17 protein-coding genes and 1 pseudogene are annotated in these 16,432 nt (G+C 54.4%); 6 read left to right on the top strand and 12 right to left on the bottom strand.

Going from position 1 to position 16,432, the window contains the following annotated elements; genetic code table 11:
* Positions 1-157: 157 nt before the first annotated feature.
* The 6 genes from ffh to SCARR_RS02505 all read left to right on the top strand — a co-directional run bounded on the left by ffh (position 158) and on the right by SCARR_RS02505 (position 4,026).
* The gene (ffh, locus tag SCARR_RS02530) at positions 158-1,501 is read left to right on the top strand and encodes a signal recognition particle protein (protein ID WP_136059946.1); all 1,344 of its coding nucleotides are present in this window, start codon (positions 158-160) and stop codon (positions 1,499-1,501) included.
* Positions 1,502-1,546: 45 nt separating this feature from the next.
* On the top strand, positions 1,547-1,921 hold the full coding sequence (gene rpsP / locus SCARR_RS29025) for a 30S ribosomal protein S16 (protein WP_136059945.1): 375 nt from the start codon (positions 1,547-1,549) through the stop codon (positions 1,919-1,921).
* Positions 1,922-1,924: 3 nt separating this feature from the next.
* Entirely contained in the window at positions 1,925-2,155 is a 231-nt protein-coding gene (locus SCARR_RS02520; RefSeq protein WP_136059944.1) for a KH domain-containing protein, read from the top strand.
* Positions 2,156-2,232: 77 nt separating this feature from the next.
* Positions 2,233-2,949 carry a tRNA (guanosine(37)-N1)-methyltransferase TrmD gene (gene trmD / locus SCARR_RS02515; RefSeq protein ID WP_222846150.1) on the top strand — a complete coding sequence of 239 codons (717 nt, stop codon included), beginning with the start codon at positions 2,233-2,235 and terminating at the stop codon, positions 2,947-2,949.
* 69 nt (positions 2,950-3,018) lie between these two features.
* A complete protein-coding gene (gene rplS, locus SCARR_RS02510) occupies positions 3,019-3,366 on the top strand; it encodes a 50S ribosomal protein L19 (protein ID WP_136059943.1) in 348 nt (115 codons plus the stop codon).
* Positions 3,367-3,384: 18 nt separating this feature from the next.
* Positions 3,385-4,026: a ribonuclease HII gene (locus SCARR_RS02505; protein ID WP_136059942.1), complete on the top strand. Its 642-nt coding sequence runs from the start codon at positions 3,385-3,387 to the stop codon at positions 4,024-4,026.
* A gap of 583 nt (positions 4,027-4,609) precedes the next feature.
* On the opposite strand, the gene argS is transcribed toward SCARR_RS02505, so the two are convergent.
* The 12 genes and pseudogenes from argS to SCARR_RS02450 all read right to left on the bottom strand — a co-directional run bounded on the left by argS (position 4,610) and on the right by SCARR_RS02450 (position 16,423).
* Positions 4,610-6,337: an arginine--tRNA ligase gene (gene argS, locus SCARR_RS02500; protein WP_136059941.1), complete on the bottom strand. Its 1,728-nt coding sequence runs from the start codon at positions 6,335-6,337 to the stop codon at positions 4,610-4,612.
* A 118-nt stretch (positions 6,338-6,455) separates the two neighbouring features.
* Entirely contained in the window at positions 6,456-8,966 is a 2,511-nt protein-coding gene (locus SCARR_RS02495) for an ATP-dependent Clp protease ATP-binding subunit (RefSeq protein WP_136059940.1), read from the bottom strand.
* Positions 8,967-8,981: 15 nt separating this feature from the next.
* Positions 8,982-10,040 carry a protein arginine kinase gene (locus tag SCARR_RS02490; protein ID WP_136059939.1) on the bottom strand — a complete coding sequence of 353 codons (1,059 nt, stop codon included), beginning with the start codon at positions 10,038-10,040 and terminating at the stop codon, positions 8,982-8,984.
* Entirely contained in the window at positions 10,030-10,554 is a 525-nt protein-coding gene (locus SCARR_RS02485; RefSeq protein WP_136059938.1) for a UvrB/UvrC motif-containing protein, read from the bottom strand. The genes SCARR_RS02490 and SCARR_RS02485 overlap by 11 nt, the downstream gene beginning before the upstream one ends.
* 86 nt (positions 10,555-10,640) lie before the next feature.
* Positions 10,641-11,510, bottom strand: a complete 870-nt coding sequence (ilvE, locus tag SCARR_RS02480) for a branched-chain-amino-acid transaminase (RefSeq protein ID WP_136059937.1) — start codon at positions 11,508-11,510, stop codon at positions 10,641-10,643.
* A 14-nt stretch (positions 11,511-11,524) separates the two neighbouring features.
* Complete coding sequence (locus SCARR_RS02475; RefSeq protein ID WP_136059936.1) at positions 11,525-12,193, bottom strand: ABC transporter ATP-binding protein; 669 nt, start codon at positions 12,191-12,193, stop codon at positions 11,525-11,527.
* Positions 12,194-13,555: a phosphoglucosamine mutase gene (gene glmM, locus SCARR_RS02470; RefSeq protein WP_136059935.1), complete on the bottom strand. Its 1,362-nt coding sequence runs from the start codon at positions 13,553-13,555 to the stop codon at positions 12,194-12,196.
* 10 nt (positions 13,556-13,565) lie between these two features.
* Complete coding sequence (locus SCARR_RS02465; RefSeq protein WP_136059934.1) at positions 13,566-13,979, bottom strand: type II toxin-antitoxin system VapC family toxin; 414 nt, start codon at positions 13,977-13,979, stop codon at positions 13,566-13,568.
* A complete protein-coding gene (locus tag SCARR_RS02460; RefSeq protein WP_136059933.1) occupies positions 13,972-14,223 on the bottom strand; it encodes a ribbon-helix-helix domain-containing protein in 252 nt (83 codons plus the stop codon). The genes SCARR_RS02465 and SCARR_RS02460 overlap by 8 nt, the downstream gene beginning before the upstream one ends.
* Positions 14,224-14,474: 251 nt before the next feature.
* A complete protein-coding gene (locus tag SCARR_RS28025) occupies positions 14,475-14,639 on the bottom strand; it encodes a hypothetical protein (protein WP_168432927.1) in 165 nt (54 codons plus the stop codon).
* Between the two features lie 181 nt (positions 14,640-14,820).
* Positions 14,821-15,144, bottom strand: a pseudogene (locus tag SCARR_RS02455) (PDDEXK nuclease domain-containing protein); the annotation flags it as partial.
* 100 nt (positions 15,145-15,244) lie between these two features.
* The gene (locus SCARR_RS02450) at positions 15,245-16,423 is read right to left on the bottom strand and encodes a UDP-N-acetylglucosamine pyrophosphorylase (RefSeq protein ID WP_136059932.1); all 1,179 of its coding nucleotides are present in this window, start codon (positions 16,421-16,423) and stop codon (positions 15,245-15,247) included.
* Positions 16,424-16,432: the final 9 nt, after the last annotated feature.

Raw genomic sequence — 16,432 nt, 5'->3', positions numbered from 1 at the left:
GTGGCGAGCCTATAATAGCCCTGAATTGGTGCTAGTTTGCGGCATTGCTCCGGCCAGACCTTCCTGTGCGCTTTTTCGCTTTGCCTGAAGGGACGATTCCGCTTAACTCTGCCTCTTTCCAGATAACTGACAACTCCAAACTCATAACTGATTCCCTATGTTCGAAAACCTATCCACTGCATTGCAGAAAACCTTCAAGAACCTGCGGGGCTACGGCAAGCTCAGCGAGAAAAACGTCAAGGACGCTTTGCGCGAAGTGCGCTTGGCGTTGCTGGAAGCCGACGTTAACTTTAAGGTGGCTCGCGATTTTGTAAAGCGCGTGCAGGAGTCCTGCATGGGCGAAGATGTGCTTAACAGCGTTACGCCCGGCCAGCAGGTCGTTAAGCGCGTGAACGACGAACTCGTCGAGCTGTTTGGCGGAGCGCACAAAGAATTTGACCTTGCCGGAAAGCCGGCATCGGTCATGCTGATGGGCCTGCATGGCTCAGGCAAAACCACAACGGCCGGCAAGCTGGCCAACCGCTGGAAAAGATCGGGGCGTCGCGTTTTGCTCGTCGCCTGCGACATCCGCCGTCCGGCGGCCGTAGAGCAACTTTCTATTTTGGCCGGTCAAGTGGGTTGCGACATCGTCAAGCCGGAACCCGGTGAAACGGTTCCCGCGCTTGGAAAACGCGCGGCACAGCTTTCCTGCGAAGGAAAATATGACGTCGTGATCTATGACACCGGCGGCCGATTCCAAGTGGACGACGAACTGGTCCATGAACTCAAAGAGTTTAGTGCCGAAACCGAACCGAAAAATACCGTACTGGTACTTGATGCAGCCATCGGCCAAGAGTCCGTGAATGTGGCCGAGGCCTTCCGTGATGCGGTCGGGCTCACGGGCCTAATCCTGACCAAGCTCGACGGCGACGCACGGGGCGGGGCGGCGTTGTCCGTTCATGCCGTCACCGGCTGCCCGATCCTCATGACCGGAAGCGGCGAAAAGATGGAAGACCTGGATCCATTCTATCCCGACCGCATGGCTTCCCGTATCCTCGGCATGGGCGATGTCATCAGCTTTGTTGAAAAGGCGCAGGGTGTGGTCGATCAGGACGAGGCGATGAAAATGCAGGAAAAGCTGATGAACAATCAGCTCGATCTCCAGGACTTTCTCGGCCAGATCCAGCAGATGAAAAAACTCGGTCCGATCAGCAACCTTTTCGATATGATGCCCGGTAATGCCATGAAGCTTGACGGCAAGCAAAAGGAGGCCATGGCAACCGCTTCCGAGCTGGAAATGAAGAAGTTTGAATCGATTATCCAGAGCATGACGCCGCACGAGCGGCGGCATCCAAAGGAAATCGACCGCAGCCGGCGTTTGCGGATTGCTGCAGGCTGCGGGCGCAAGCTTGCAGATGTGAACCAGTTGCTAAAGCGGTTTGAGCAAATGGGCAAGATGTCGAAGCAGGTCAAAAAGATGGGAAAAAGGTTGCGACACCTCAAGAAGTTCACTACAAAGTAGCCCCTTTACCCCAGAGAAGGGGATATCACACGGAGAAAATACGATATGGCAGTTAAGATTAGACTTCGTAGAATGGGCAGTCGCAACGCCGCGTTCTACCGCGTTATTATTCAGGATTCACGTCGCGCACCGACTGGTCGCTTCATTGAAACAGTTGGCTGGTACGACCCGAAACAGGAAGGCAACAACTTTTCTCTAAACCTCGACCGCATCAACTACTGGATTTCCAATGGCGCTCAGCCTTCGGAAACCGCCAAGAGCCTGATCAAGAAAGCCGCGGCTCTTCCGATTGAACAAGCCGTAACCGGCGAAGTAACCGAAGAAGAAGTTCCGGTTGCATCCGTTGAGGCAGAAGAAGCGGCAGAAGAAGCCGTTGCAGAAGAAGCTCCGGCTGAAGAAACTGCTGAAGAAAAAGCCTAGGCAATGAAAGCAATTCTAGAATCCATTGCTAAATCGCTGGTCGACGCCCCCAACGAGGTGAAGATCACCGAAGTCGACGGCGAAAAGACTATTATCTTCGAGTTGCGCTGCAACGCGAAAGATGTAGGCAAAATCATTGGAAAGAGCGGCAAGACGGTGGGAGCTATGCGAACCATCATGAACTCGATGGCTGCTAAGCAGGGCCGCAAGGCCATGCTCGAAGTGGTCGATTAAACGTTTTCAAGCAATTGAAAACAATGAAAAGAGCGCGCCTTTGGCCGCTCTTTTCTTGCGTAAAAGGAACAACCAAAATGGCCGAAGTGTTGAAAGTTGATGTCATCACGCTGTTTCCTCAGATGCTTGCCGGATTTCTCGGGGAGAGCATGATGAAGCGGGCTTCCGAAGCGGGCTTGGTTGAGTTCCGATTGATCAATCCGCGCGACTTCACGACCGACAAACACAACACTACCGATGACCGCCCGTTTGGCGGCGGGCCGGGCATGCTGATGAAGCCGGAGCCTCTGTTTGCCGCGGTTGAGTCGGTCCATACGCCACAGAGCCATGTGATCCTTATGACTCCCTCGGGAAAAACCTTCGAGCAGGCCGATGCCCGAAGACTATCGATTGTGCACAGCCACTTGATTTTTATCTGCGGCCACTATGAAGGCGTCGATGAGCGCGTGCGCGAGGCGCTGGTGGATGAGGAAATCTCAATCGGCGATTATGTGCTTACCAACGGGGTTCTGTCCGCCGTTGTGATTATTGACGCTGTCGCCCGGCTCCGGCCCGGCGTACTTGGAGGCGGAGAGATTGCTACGGAAGACGAGTCCTTTTCATCCGGTTTGCTGGAGCACCCGCAGTACACGCGTCCGCCTGAATTCCGCGGGATGAAGGTGCCGGAAATCCTGTTTTCAGGCGACCACGGAAAGATTGCCCAGTGGCGTCATGACCAGGCCGTTCAGCGAACTATGGAGAGGCGCATCGATTTACTGGAAAACGAGCGTGAAAATAGCAAAAACAACCCTTGACCCAAATCGGTTCTTGGCTATTATCAACCGCTTCTCAAATTAATAGCTATGAATCAGAGAGAGATTTAAATGAACACTATAGAAAAAATCAGACACGAAAACGCCAAACAGGACCGCCACCCCGACTTTGTCATAGGCGATACCGTCCGCGTACACTACAAGATTAAAGAAGGCGGCAAGGAGCGTATTCAGGTTTACACCGGAACGGTTATTGCCCGTAAAGGTGCAGGCGTAACGGAATCAATTACGGTTCGTCGCGTTTCCTACGGCGAAGGCGTTGAACGTATCTTCCCGCTGAACAGCCCGAACATTGATAAGATTGAGATTGAGCGCCACGGCAAGGTTCGTCGCGCAAAGCTCTACTACTTGCGCGATCTCGCCGGTAAGAAAGCCCGCATCAAAGAACGCCGCGTATAACGCAATCGAGGCGATTCAATGCCCGATGTCCTGCTTTATGAAAAAGAAGCCTGGGCGTCGGGTTTTTTGCGTCTAGCGGGAATTGATGAAGCGGGAAGGGGGCCTCTGGCCGGTCCCGTGGTCGCCGCGGCTGTCATTTTCGACCCGGACTACATCAAGGCCGGGTTAGAGCCTGTATATGGGAAGCTAACCGATTCCAAGGCGATGACTGAGCGTCGGCGCGAGGAATACTTCCAGATCCTGCAGGAATCTGAGTTTGTTTCGATTGGGGTGGGAATTATAGATTCCGCCGAAATCGACCAAATCAACATACTCAAAGCGACTCACAAGGCCATGGCGCTCGCCGCCACGGAAGTCGACCCTGAATACGCCTTGGTGGACGGCTTGCCGGTAAAGGGGCTCCCATGTGAATCTCGAAGCATTGTGAAAGGCGACGCGCTCAGCATTTCCATATCAGCTGCCAGTATCATAGCAAAGGTTACCCGCGACCGGATCATGGTCGAATTGGATGCGCGCTACCCAGACTATGGATTTTCCCAGCACAAAGGTTATGGCACCAAGCGCCATCTAGAAGCGCTTAAAAAAAATGGTGCAACACCGGAGCATCGCAATTCATTCAGGCCTGTCGCTGAACTCAATCAGCTCGATCTGCAGCTTTAGGCTCATGGCTCGCTCCAATCCGTTTCGAGAATAACCATAGTGGCCGCCTATGCGCCAATTCGCTCCTGCGCAACAATATGTAGAGGTTTGCTAGCTCATTATATAGACATAAGATATATTATGCGACGTTGCGCTTGTGCATGAAAATGTTGATAACTGTTGATGAATATTCGAAGCTCTGCCGAGTGCCCCAAAGCAAGAAGATTTAAAAGCCCCTACTATGATCCAGTCCATTTTTTGTCGGAGAAATTCCGGTTCTAAAACTTTCCCTGCCTAAACACTTCCGTGGGTTTGGTCATTGATTAGCTTTGCGCTGCTCCTGCCATGCAGATTTAAAACCGTGACTTGTGACTGATGCTTCCAGTCTGTTGACTACGGCAGGATCTTTTTAGAAACCTCTGTTGGAAAATGGTCAGCGGAATCAGTTTTCTGAAAAACAACCAACCACCCATCGCCGTTGTATTTTTTTGAATTCTCAGAGAGTTAATTTTTAGGTTGCATGGATTCTTTGTACGCACAAGCTTTGTGTGAACAAAAAACGGGATCTACGAATGATCCCGTTCCTTGGTCTTAAGTTGGGTTGCTATATTCGTTCTCGCGTTTCAATGCCGAGCAAACCCAGACCTTGTTTGAGGATTGCCGCTGTGGTCTGGCAAATCCGGATCCGGCTTTCCCGAACACCTTCTTCTGCTTTAAGGAACGGAACATTCTGATAAAAGCTGCTGTAGATTTGAGCGAGGTCGTAGAGATACTCTGCCAGAATGTTTGGGCTGTAGTTATCCGCCGCCGCCCGGATGGCAGCAGGAAATCTCGACAGCTTTATGGCTAAGCGACGCTCTATCTCGTGTTCAATATTTATTGAACACTTCTCCAGTTCAATTTCTGGATATGTCGCGTGGAACTTGTCGTAAACCGACGAAATGCGCGCATAGGCATACTGCAGATACGGTGCGGAGTTGCCTTGCATATTTAACGCCTTTTCCCAAGTAAACGTCACAAGGCTCTGTGGATTCTGGCTCAGGTCGGTATATTTTATGGCGCCGATGCCGATGGCTTTTGCCAAATCCCTCTGCTGCTCTTCGGGCATTTCCGGACTGCTGGACTTCACCATTTCCAAAGCGCGCACTTCGGCTTCGTCGAGCAAAGCGGCCAGCTTTATAACGTTGCCCTCGCGGGTTGAAAATGTGGCTTCCGGGAGGCGCATGAGGCCGAACCAGACATGCACCAGATTGGCGTTCATACCCAGCTTTTCTGATATGGTAAAAAATTGTTTAAAGTGAAGCTGCTGGCGTTCATCGGTAACGTATATGATCCGTTCTGGATCAAACTCCTCGATGCGGGCCTCAACGGTAGCGAGATCCGTGGTGGCATAGTTGTAGCCCCCATCGCTTTTCCGCACGATGCAGATCGGCATGCCGTCCTCTTCCAGACCAACGATCAATGCGCCGTCGCTTTCCTTGGCCAGATCCTTTTCTTCCAAGGACTGGATCATTTTCGGCAGCCGGTCGTTGTAGAAGCTTTCGCCGCGGTAGAGGTCGAACTTAACGCCGAGGCGGTTATAAATGGTATTGAACTCTTCGATGGAAAGTTCGATGAACTTTTCCCACAGTGCGCGGTTTTCGGCGTCTCCCTGCTGGAGCTTGACGAGCTCGGCCTTGGCCTGTTCCCGCCACGATGCGTCTTCCTTCGACATGTTGTAGCTGGCCACATAAACGCGTTCGAGTTCCTCGACCGGCGCCGCCTTGAGCGCATCTTCATCGACGAAGTTGCGGAAGCCGACCATCATCAGGCCAAACTGCGTGCCCCAGTCGCCTAGATGATTATCGGCGATGACGTTGTAGCCGAGATAGCGGTAAAGGCGGTCGATGGCGTTGCCGATCACGGTCGAGCGGATGTGGCCGATATGCATCGGTTTGGCCACATTGGGACTGGAATAGTCAACGATTACGGTCTTCCCCTGCCCTACTTGCTCGGCGCCCAAATGCGGATCGTTCTCCAAGGATTGGAGATACGCCGCCAAAGCGTGGTTGGAGAGAAAAAAGTTAATGAAGCCGGGCCCGGCGATCTCAATCTTTTCAACAAAGTCAGGAAGTACGGCCGCATCCGCGAATTCCTGCGCAATCTGCCTGGGCGCTTTTCCCACCGTTTTGGCCAGCGACATAGCGGCATTGCATTGATAGTCGCCGAATTTGTCGTTGTTAGTCGGCGAAACGCCTAGGTTTATATCGGTGCCTTCCAGTCCAAAAACCGACTTCATGGCATCGGTGGTCCAGATGGAAAGCCTCTCTTCAAATGTAGCGAACTCGCGCATATGCTCTTCTCCGTAAAAAGGGCGAAGGTTATTTATTGCCCCTGACAAAATCAATCCCCGATTTCCAAGCAATGGAAACCGAGGATGCTGTGTTATCCAAACGATTGGAAAACAGCTTTTATTCTTCCGTGGCCGGTTCTATAACCGTCGCGGGTGCGCTTTTAAAGGTCAATTTTTCCTTGTTGGCTTTGACGGTAACCACCGAGTTGTTTTCGATCGTGCTTCGCAGGACTTCCTCGGCCAGCGGATCCTCCAGATAACGTTCGACGGTTCTGCGCAGTTGACGAGCGCCGTAGGTTTTATCGTAGCCTTTTTCCAATAGAAACTCGCGGGCTGATTTCGTGATCTTCAGCTCGATGTTGCGACCCAACACGCGGTTTTGGATATTGGCCAGCTCCAGATCGATGATCGTTTCAAGGTCAACGCGGTTGAGTTCGCGGAAGACAATCATGTCGTCGAGGCGGTTAAGCAGCTCGGGCTTGAAAGTCTTCTTGGCGATGCCCAACATCATTTCCTTGAGTTTCTGGTAGTCGACATCTTCATTGGCCGGCGCAAAGCCGAGTGCCCCGGCTTTCTTGACTTCCATCGCGCCGAGATTCGAGGTCATGATGACCACCGTGTTGCGGAAGTCGATGTTGCGGCCTAGGCTGTCGGTGAGGCGGCCTTCCTCCATAATCTGGAGCAGCATGTGCATCACGTCCGGATGGGCCTTTTCAACTTCGTCGAACAGCACCACGGAGTATGGGCGTCGCCGGACGCGCTCGGTGAGCTGGCCGCCTTCTTCATGGCCGACATAGCCGGGAGGAGAGCCGACTAGCCGGGAGGCATTGAATTTTTCCATGTATTCCGACATGTCGATCTGAATGAACGACTCGGGGTCGTCGAACATGAACTCCGCGAGCGTTTTCGCCAGCAGCGTTTTCCCGACACCGGTCGGCCCAAGGAAAATGAACGAACCAATCGGCCGTTTCGGATCCTTGAGGTCGGCGCGGGAGCGGCGCAGTGCGCGGGCAATGGCGGCTACGGCCACCTGCTGGCCGACCACCTGTTCGCCGACGACTTCCTCGATGCGGAGCAGGCGCGCCATTTCCTTTTCGCCCATCTTCATCACCGGGATGCCGGTCCATTTTGAGACGACGACCATGATGTCTTCTTCGGTCACCACAGAACGGTTTTCATCGCGCTGCTTGCGCCATTGGTTCAGCAGGTCGTCGAGTTTTTCTTTGGCCTGGCGCTCTTGGTCGCGAAAGTTGGCGGCATCCTCAAACTTTTGCTCATGGATGGCGTCGTTCTTTTTCTTTTCAAAGGTGTGGATGTCCTCTTCGAGCTGCTTAAGCTCCGGCGGACGGCTCATGCTTCCGATGCGGGCCCGCGCCCCGGCCTCATCGATGAGGTCGATTGCTTTGTCGGGCAGGAAGCGGTCGGGCAGGTAACGTGCGGAGCATACCACGGAGGCCTTCAAGGCTTCGTCGGTGAACTGCGCGTGGTGGTGCTCTTCATATTTCGTCCGCAGGCCCTTCATGATTTCGATGGCGTTTTCGACGGTGGGCTCCTTGACGTGCACGATCTGGAAGCGGCGTTCAAGGGCGGCATCTTTTTCGATGTATTTCCGGTATTCCTTGAGCGTAGTTGCGCCGATGCACTGGAGTTCGCCGCGCGAGAGCGCCGGTTTGATGATGTTGGCTGCATCCATCGTACCTTCGGCTGAACCTGCGCCGACAATTGTGTGGAGTTCGTCGAGGAACAGAAGAATATTCTTTTCCTTACGGATTTCGTCCATTACGGCCTTGATGCGCTCCTCAAACTGGCCTCGGTATTTGGTGCCAGCCACCATCAGCGCAAGGTCGAGCGTGATTACTTTTTTATCGATAAGAAGGTCCGGCACGTTGCTGTCGGAAATAATTTGAGCGAGGCCCTCGGCAATGGCGGTTTTGCCGACGCCGGCTTCACCGAGAAGCACGGGATTGTTTTTCGTGCGGCGACAGAGAATTTGAATGACGCGCTCTATTTCGTCTTTTCTTCCAATCACGGGGTCGAGTTCGCCGTCCTTCGCCAGCTTGGTCAGATCGCGGCCAAACGTATTGAGCGCAGGAGTTTTGGACTTGCCCTTGCCTCGCGGTTGCTGCGGCCCGCCCATGGGAGGTCCTTCGCGTTCGTCCTCCTCTTCAAATTCGCCTTCGGCGGCCGGATCATAATCTGGATCGAGGGTCTTCATGATTTCATAGCGGGTTTCATCAAGATCGACGCCGAGGTTTTCAAGGACGCGCGCGGCGATCCCCTCCCCTTCGCGCAGGAGGCCGAGCAGGATGTGTTCGGTTCCCACGTAGCTGTGGCCAAGCCCGCGCGCTTCGCTCGCAGAAAGTGCCAGCACTTTTTTTGCGCGGGGCGTGAAGGGAATGTTTCCGATCGTCTTGGTTTCCGGCCCGGTTCCGACCGCTTTTTCAACCTCCAGCCGCACGGAGGCGAGATCAATGCCCAGGGCCTGAAGCGCATTGACGGCCACGCCGTGGCCGAGTGCGATCAAGCCGAGCAGGACATGTTCGGTTCCCACATAACCGTGGTTGAAGCGATCGGCCTCTTTGCGGGCCAGCTGCAGGACCTGTTGAGCCCGTGGTGTAAAATTGTCCATAAAGCGTCCTTTAGTCTAAATATCACTTGCACTAGCATTTTTCATATAGTCGCGCAACATTTCGGCGCGGACAACATCCCGCTCTTCCGGTTCAAGCTCTTTGTTTTCCAGCTTCTGAAGGTGCGCCGGCTGGCTGGAGATAAAAAGGGTGTCAAGTTCGCGGCGGGAAAACTGGTCGGTCATTCCCAGATCGCGGCCGAGGCGCAGGGTCGACAGCAGGTTCAGCGCTTCGCCGCTTGAAAGCAGCCGGGCATGCGACAGCGTTCCAAAGGCCCGGGCAACATGATCTTCAACCATGAGCGACCGGTTCTCCATCAGACGGATGCGCGCATTGTTTTCGTGTTCGATCAGCTCAAGTACGATTTGTTCGAGATGGGCAATAATCTCATCTTCGCGACGACCCAGCGTGATCTGGTTCGAGACCTGGAACATATTGCCGGCGGCTTCGGTGCCTTCGCCCCACATGCCGCGCACGGCCAGACCGATTTTCGAAATGCCGTTGATGACCGGATCCATTTCCTCCATCAGCACCAGTCCCGGCAGGTGCAGCATGACCGATGCTCGCATGCCGGTGCCGACGTTGGAGGGGCACGATGTCAAATAGCCCAGTTTGGGCGAAAACGCGTAGGTGAGCTGCGCTTCCAGCGCGTCGTCCAGTTTGTCGGCCGCCCGCCAAGCTTCCTGCAGGTTGAGGCCGGCCTGCAACGATTGGATGCGGATGTGGTCCTCTTCGTTCACCATCACCGACATGCATTCGTCGGGCGAGACAAACACGCCGCAGCTGTCTTCCTGCTCGGCCAGCTCTTGGCTGATGAGGTGGCGCTCGAAAAGGATCTCTTTGTCCAGTGCCGGCGTTTCCGCCATGCTCCAGCTAATGAAGTTCGGCTCCAGAGTCTGGAACATGGCAACGGCTTGGTTCCAGACCGCCAGGTTTTCCTCTTCGCTTGCCCAGCCGGGAAAGCTGTATTGATCCAAGTTGCGGGCCAGACGGATCCGGCTGCTTACCACAGGGCCCTCTTCAACTCCGGCTTCCAGCCAGCTGCCGTGGCGGCGCACCATGTCGTCAAGAGTCATGAGGATTCTCCTCGTCGGAAGCCTGAACGCCTTCTTTCAATGCCCGGATTTTATCGCGCAGGCTGGCGGCCACTTCGTATTCCTCTTTTGCAATGGCTGTTTCGATGTCTTTCTGCAACGCGGCCGCTTGGGCGGTAATGCGCGCTTCATTGCCTTGGCGCGCCGGAATTTTTCCAACGTGCTGGCGACTGTGGTGCATGGCCAGTGTTAATGCACTAAGTTCGCCCATAAACGCGTTGTAGCATTCGGGGCATCCAAGCCGGGCCCGTTTCTTGAATTCCGCACGCGTCATTTGGCACCGGTTGCAGCAAAGGTCGAATTCAGACATGTCTGAAGCCTTTGCACCCGGCTGGCCAAGCCCCAGCAGTACATCGGTAATGGAAATCGGCGAGTTCAGGTCGATTCCGTTCTTTTGAGCGCAGATTTGACAAAGATTCAACTTCTTCACCGCGCCATCAATCACCTGGGTCAGATGAATGGTGGCCTCTGCTTCTTTGCAATATTCACATATCATGGGTTTTTCCCGTTTTCTTGTCTGACAACAGGAACGGTAATTCGTTGGGATATTACTGCGCAATCTTTATTGCGCACAGACTGCACCTAAACGATCAGCGTGCCTTCTGAGTGGGCACATTTGGCATAGAGGCCGGCCAGCTCGGTGGTTACCTTGCCGGGCTTTCCATCGCCGATTTCTCGCTTGTCGATGTCCACCACCGAAATGATCTCAGCGGCGGTGCCGGTGAGGAAAACCTCATTGGCCACATAGAGGTCGTAGCGCGCCATAATTGCTTCGCGCACCTCATAGCCGGCGGCTCTGGCGATTTCCATCACCTTGTTGCGGGTCAGGCCCTCCAGCGAGCCGCAGTTGCTCGGCGGCGTAGTGATGACGCCGTTTTTGATGGCAAAGATATTATCGCCGGAAGCCTCGGCCACCTCGCCCTTGTGGTTGAGCATCAGGCATTCCATGCAACCGGCGTTGATCGCCTCGATCTTGGCCATTATGTTGTTAAGATAGTTCAGGCTCTTGATGCGTGGATTAATCGCTTCCGGATGGTTGCGGATTGTGCCGACCGTAACGATCTTGAGGCCGTTTTCGTAGAGTTCCTGCGGATAGAGCTGGATTTTAGCGGCGATGATGATGATCTGTGCCTTGTTGCACAGATACGGATTAAGGCCCAGCGTGCCCTTGCCGCGCGTCACCACCAGACGGATATAGCCGTCTGCGATTTCGTTGGCCTTGCAGGTTTCGATAACCGCGTTAGACATTTCCTCCTTCGACATCGGGATCTTCAGCGCAATGGCCTTGGCTGAGTCGTACAGTCGGTCAATATGCTCGTCCAAGAGGAATATGCGGTTGTTGTAGGCGCGAATGCCTTCAAACACCCCGTCGCCATACAGCAAGCCATGGTCGAATACAGAAACTACGGCATCTTTTTCATCTACCAGTTTATCACCTAAAAAAATCTTCATTTGTAAAACCTTTATTAAATTAAGAATCCGTCCTTTAAAAAAAGTTCGCGGGAGCACCGCGATGCGACGTCCTGACTATGGGTAACAAGCACAAGAGTATGCCTTCTTGCCTCGATCAGTTGAAATAAATAATTCAATACTTTTTCGCCCGTTTTGGAATCGAGGTTCCCCGTGGGTTCGTCGCAGAAAATAATGTCGGGATCATTCATCAGTGCCCGTGCAATGGCCACCCGCTGCCGTTCGCCGCCGGAAAGCTCCTGTGGCCGGTGGCCGATGCGGTCGCCCAGCCCAACTTCGGTCAGCAGCTCCTCGGCACGAGCCTTGGCCCCGCCCTTTGAACGCATCGCCATGGCCGGAAGCGCCACGTTTTCAACAATATCCAGTTCGGGCAACAGGTGGAAGGCCTGAAAGACATAGCCCACGTTTTGCGCACGAAACCGGGCGCGCCGCGCCGTCGACATGCCGTAAACGCTCTCGTTCTTGAAGTGGACCTCCCCTTCCTTGGGGTTATCCAACCCGCCCAGCACATGCAGCAGGGTGCTCTTGCCCGACCCGCTCTCGCCCATAATTGAAAGCGTTTCGCCGGAGTTCACCTCCAGCGACACGCCCTTGAGCACATCGAGGGTGGTTTTTCCGATGGTGTACGAGCGTTTGAGGTTTTCTGACGTAAGAATGGTTTCCATTTACCCGATGCACTCCTTAACGACCGCGGTCAGGCGCTCGGCAATGGTTTGGGTCTGTTTTTCGGAAGGGCCTTCCACCATGACGCGGCACATGGGCTGGGTGCCGGAGTAGCGGATGAGCACGCGGCCCTTTTCCGCCAGCTCGGCTTTGGCTTCAGTAATCGCTTCCTGCAGCTTTTCAATTTCCGCAATGGGCGGTTTTTCGGCCACATCAATATTGATGAGCACCTGCGGGAACACCTTCATCACCAAGGCGAGCTCGGAAAGCTTTTTGCCCGACTTGCGCATGATGGCCAGCAGCTGCAACGCAGAAACAATGCCGTCACCAGTGGTATGGAAATTATTGAAAATAATATGGCCGGAATCTTCGCCGCCCAGCACAGCGCCCCTCTCGCGCATCATTTCAAGCACATAGCGGTCACCCACATCGGCAACATCGGTGTCGATGCCCAGTTCCTTCAGCGCCACGTGGAAGCCAATGTTGCTCATCACCGTGCCGACGACGAGGTTGTTTTTCAACAGGCCGGCATCCTTGTAGTATTTGGTGCAGATGGCAATGATCTGGTCGCCGGTCAATTTGCATCCGTTTTCATCGACTGCAATCAAGCGGTCGCCGTCGCCGTCGAACGCCAGCCCAACGTCGGCCTTGTTCCCTTTGATCTTCACGCACAAATCCTGCGTGTGCTGCGAACCGCAGTTGTCGTTGATGTTAATGCCGTCCGGCGCAGCGTGGATGGTGGAAACATCGGCGCCCAGCTCGGAAAAGATCAACGGGGCGCATTTGTAGGTGGCGCCGTTGGAGCAGTCGAGCACTACCTTCATGCCGTCAAGCGTCATGTCGTCCGGGAAGGTGTTTTTGCAAAATTCGATGTAGCGCCCCATGGCATCGTCGATCCGCCTGGCCTTGCCGATCTCCTGCGCCACCGGGCGGATGTTGTTGATGCGCCCGCTCAGCACCAGATCCTCGATTTCCGCCTCCATGGCGTCGGGCAGCTTGTAGCCCGTACGGCCGAAAATCTTAATGCCGTTGTCGTAGTAGGGATTGTGCGACGCAGAAATCACCAGTCCCATGTCGGCCCGCATGCTCTGAGTGATGAACGCCACGGCGGGCGTCGGGATCGGGCCGAGCAGGAGCACGTCAACGCCCATCGAAGTGATCCCGGCGGTCAGCGCGTTTTCAAACATGTAGCCGCTTAATCGCGTGTCCTTGCCAATGATGATGCGCGGGCGCGTCCCCTTTTCCTTGTGGTATTCCTTGCAGGTGTAGGCCGTAGCGCGGCCGATCTGCAGCGCCATCTCGGCGGTCATGTTCCCCTCGTTCGCCATCCCGCGAACGCCGTCGGTTCCAAATAGTTTTCCCATAGCTCTTTCCTTATTGGTTTTCTGGATAAATCAATGGAATCGTCTTTCGGCCATTCCGTCTGTAAATTTTAAAATCGCTATCCAGTGTAAACACCTTGCTCCCATCATTAATCTCGCTCATGCGCACCAAACACGCATCGGCCAGCGACATCGGCACATCGTCGTACTTATTCATGAGTTTTTCAACAGATACGACATCGGAATCCAGAGAAAAACCGATTCGGAAAAAACCGGCCTTCATAAGGTCAAATATCACGGCTTGTTTTTGCCCAAGAAGAAAACATGATTCCGTCAAAACCGGCTCGCAAATCAGCATCGGCAGCTTAACCTGCTTTAGATTTGCACATACCCACTCATTATAGTGGTCCCTTGCATTGGCCATGGCGACCAACGGACCGGTATCGAGGAGGACGGGGTTAGCCACGGCTAAAACCTTCCATATGCTTTGGGTTCGTGGAGAGATCTTCCGGCCCGTCCTTTATACATCCAATCACCCCTAGGGCCTTCGCAACATCATACGCCGAAGGCTCCTTTTTGCGTTCGGGATTATGCAAATACTCATCCAGGGCCGAACGAACGACTTCGGATTTAGAAACGGAATGCTCCTTGGCTTCCGACGCCAGTTCGGCCGCCATCGTCTCTGGTATTTTCAATGTCAAAGTGGTCATAAAAACCTCAGGTATTACCGATTCACCCGAACCATAATACCGCAGGGGCGGATGTCAATCCATTTGGGCTGTTTGGCGTAAAAACCCGTATGGAGCGCGTGGAGACGATTGACATGACTACCACCCTTTCGGAAGTTGCGGCAAACGAGCGAGACGCTCGTTTTACTTTCGAAGAAGACGTTTCCGTACCACAGGCGTCTCGCCTGCCCTTTGACCACGCCTCGTTCATAACCCAGCCTCGGCGAGATATTTCATAAAGTTGCGTTTGGGCGATTCTTCGTCGGCGCCGCGGCGGCGGCCTGCAACTGGAGACTTTCTAGAAAGTCCGAGTCTTCGACACAGTGCACCGCAATCAGGTCAACCAGCTGTTCCTTCGTCTGTTTTTTCAACCAAGATTTCAACAAGTCGGTGCTCATAACGTGTCCTCTGAATAAAGGAATATAGGTTTGTTTTGTGAATGCCTTCTTTTCATGGGGGAAACGCTGCTTCAACGTACCGCAGGCGTCCCGCCTGCCCGCGCCACCACGGATTCCCCGCAAAGCAGGCGGGACGCCTGCGGTACGGTTTCTGTCCGCAATGTCGTTGCGGTTCGGCGCTTCACGGCGCCTCCTCCTCTTCAACAGGCGCGAGAATTTGGTAGAACTCGTGCAGCTTGGCTTGGAGCAGTTTCTTATTGGGCATCTGGGTCTGGTATTCGGCAACCATAGCGGGGGAAAGGAAGCGGCTGAGCGCGTATTCGACGACCTCTTCGTCTTTGGTGGCGCAGAGCAGCATGCCGATGGTGGGATTTTCGTGGGGCTTGCGGTGATTGCGGTCGAGCGCTTCGAGATAGAAGTTGAGCTTGCCCAAATGCTCGGGTTCAAAGCGGCAGGCTTTGAGCTCGATGGCGACCAGCGCGTTTAGGCCGCGATGGAAAAATACCTGTCGGGATCCATGGAAATCGACCCGTTTTTAAGAAGGTCACAAAGCTTCATGCGCTTGACTGCCGCAATCTCCCCACGCAATTTTGAAATCTCTTCTTCTAGAGATGCGCAACGAAGCCGGATGCATCGTCTACAATACCCTGCAGCCAGGCGCGGCCGGTTTCGCGGACGGATGGCACTAGGAATTGGATTGCCTCCGTATAGGAGTCCCTGGGAAGCGATATTCCCAATGTCTGGGAAAATTTTTCCGGTGGAGGAAAGCTTTGAGTCATTTTTTCCAGCAGGTTGTCCCGCATTGCCGGCCACTTGGAGGCAAAGCGTTTTTGCGTTTCGACGGCTTTTGCATCGCCGCCGTTGGCTTCGAGCCATTGGAAGGAATATTCCATTTTGCCGGCAAGGTCGCCGAGGCGTTTGATGCGTTCGGCCAGAACGAGGTCGAGGTTTTTGACGCCGCCGTCGAGGACGGCGTGGTCGAAGCTGTCGCGCAGAAAGCGGTAGCGCACGTTGCGGTACCATTCGCGCAGGGCAAGGATGTTGCCGATGTAGATGAGGTTGTTTTCAACGATCCGTTCGATGCCTCTGTAGACCCCGGTTTCGTAGGCGCGGGTTCCCGCTTTTGGCGTTGGAGGAACCTGCAGCTGGTTTTCTTCGAGAATGTCCTTTCGGCAAACCCCGCCGGCGGCAATGACCGAGCCGCAGGCGATGCGCGCAGGGCCGACCAAGCCGCCCTGCCCGCCGAGAAAAATCGGCTTCTTGTCGAGAAACACGCCGTTGGGCACGTCGCCCATGAGCGAGGCGGTGGCTTTGTCTTGATGCGGCGTAAAGTTAAAGTGGATGTAGGACGATCCGACTTCGGAGTGATCCTTGCGGGAGGTGCCTCCAGCCATGAGCACGTCGCAAAAATTGATCAGGCTTCCGAGCGTGACGAACGGCAGCAGGATGGTTTGCTTTAAGCCGACGGTATGCGCGCCGTTGGCTTCTTCCTCCAAAATGGTGCCGGCGCGGATGTGCGCCCCGCTGCCCATGTTGGCTCCTTCGAAAAAGACGGCTCCAGAAAAATAGCCTCCCTTGAGTTTTACGCCGCGGCCCAGTTGGCAGTTTTCAACCACCGCCGGCGCTTCGGCGCCAAGCACGCAACCCGGCCCGATCGAGGTTTCCTGGCCTTGGATGCGGCTCCCCGAATGAATGACGGCATCATCAGCGATTCGGGACAAATCAACGTCCTGATCAACCTCTACCCCGGCTTCCCGCCATTTTTCTATTGTTCGCTGTACCATTCAGTCTGC

The sequence above is a fragment of the Pontiella sulfatireligans genome, assembly GCF_900890705.1.
GTDB lineage: Bacteria > Verrucomicrobiota > Kiritimatiellia > Kiritimatiellales > Pontiellaceae > Pontiella > Pontiella sulfatireligans.
This window is presented reverse-complemented; position numbering and strand designations above follow the sequence as displayed.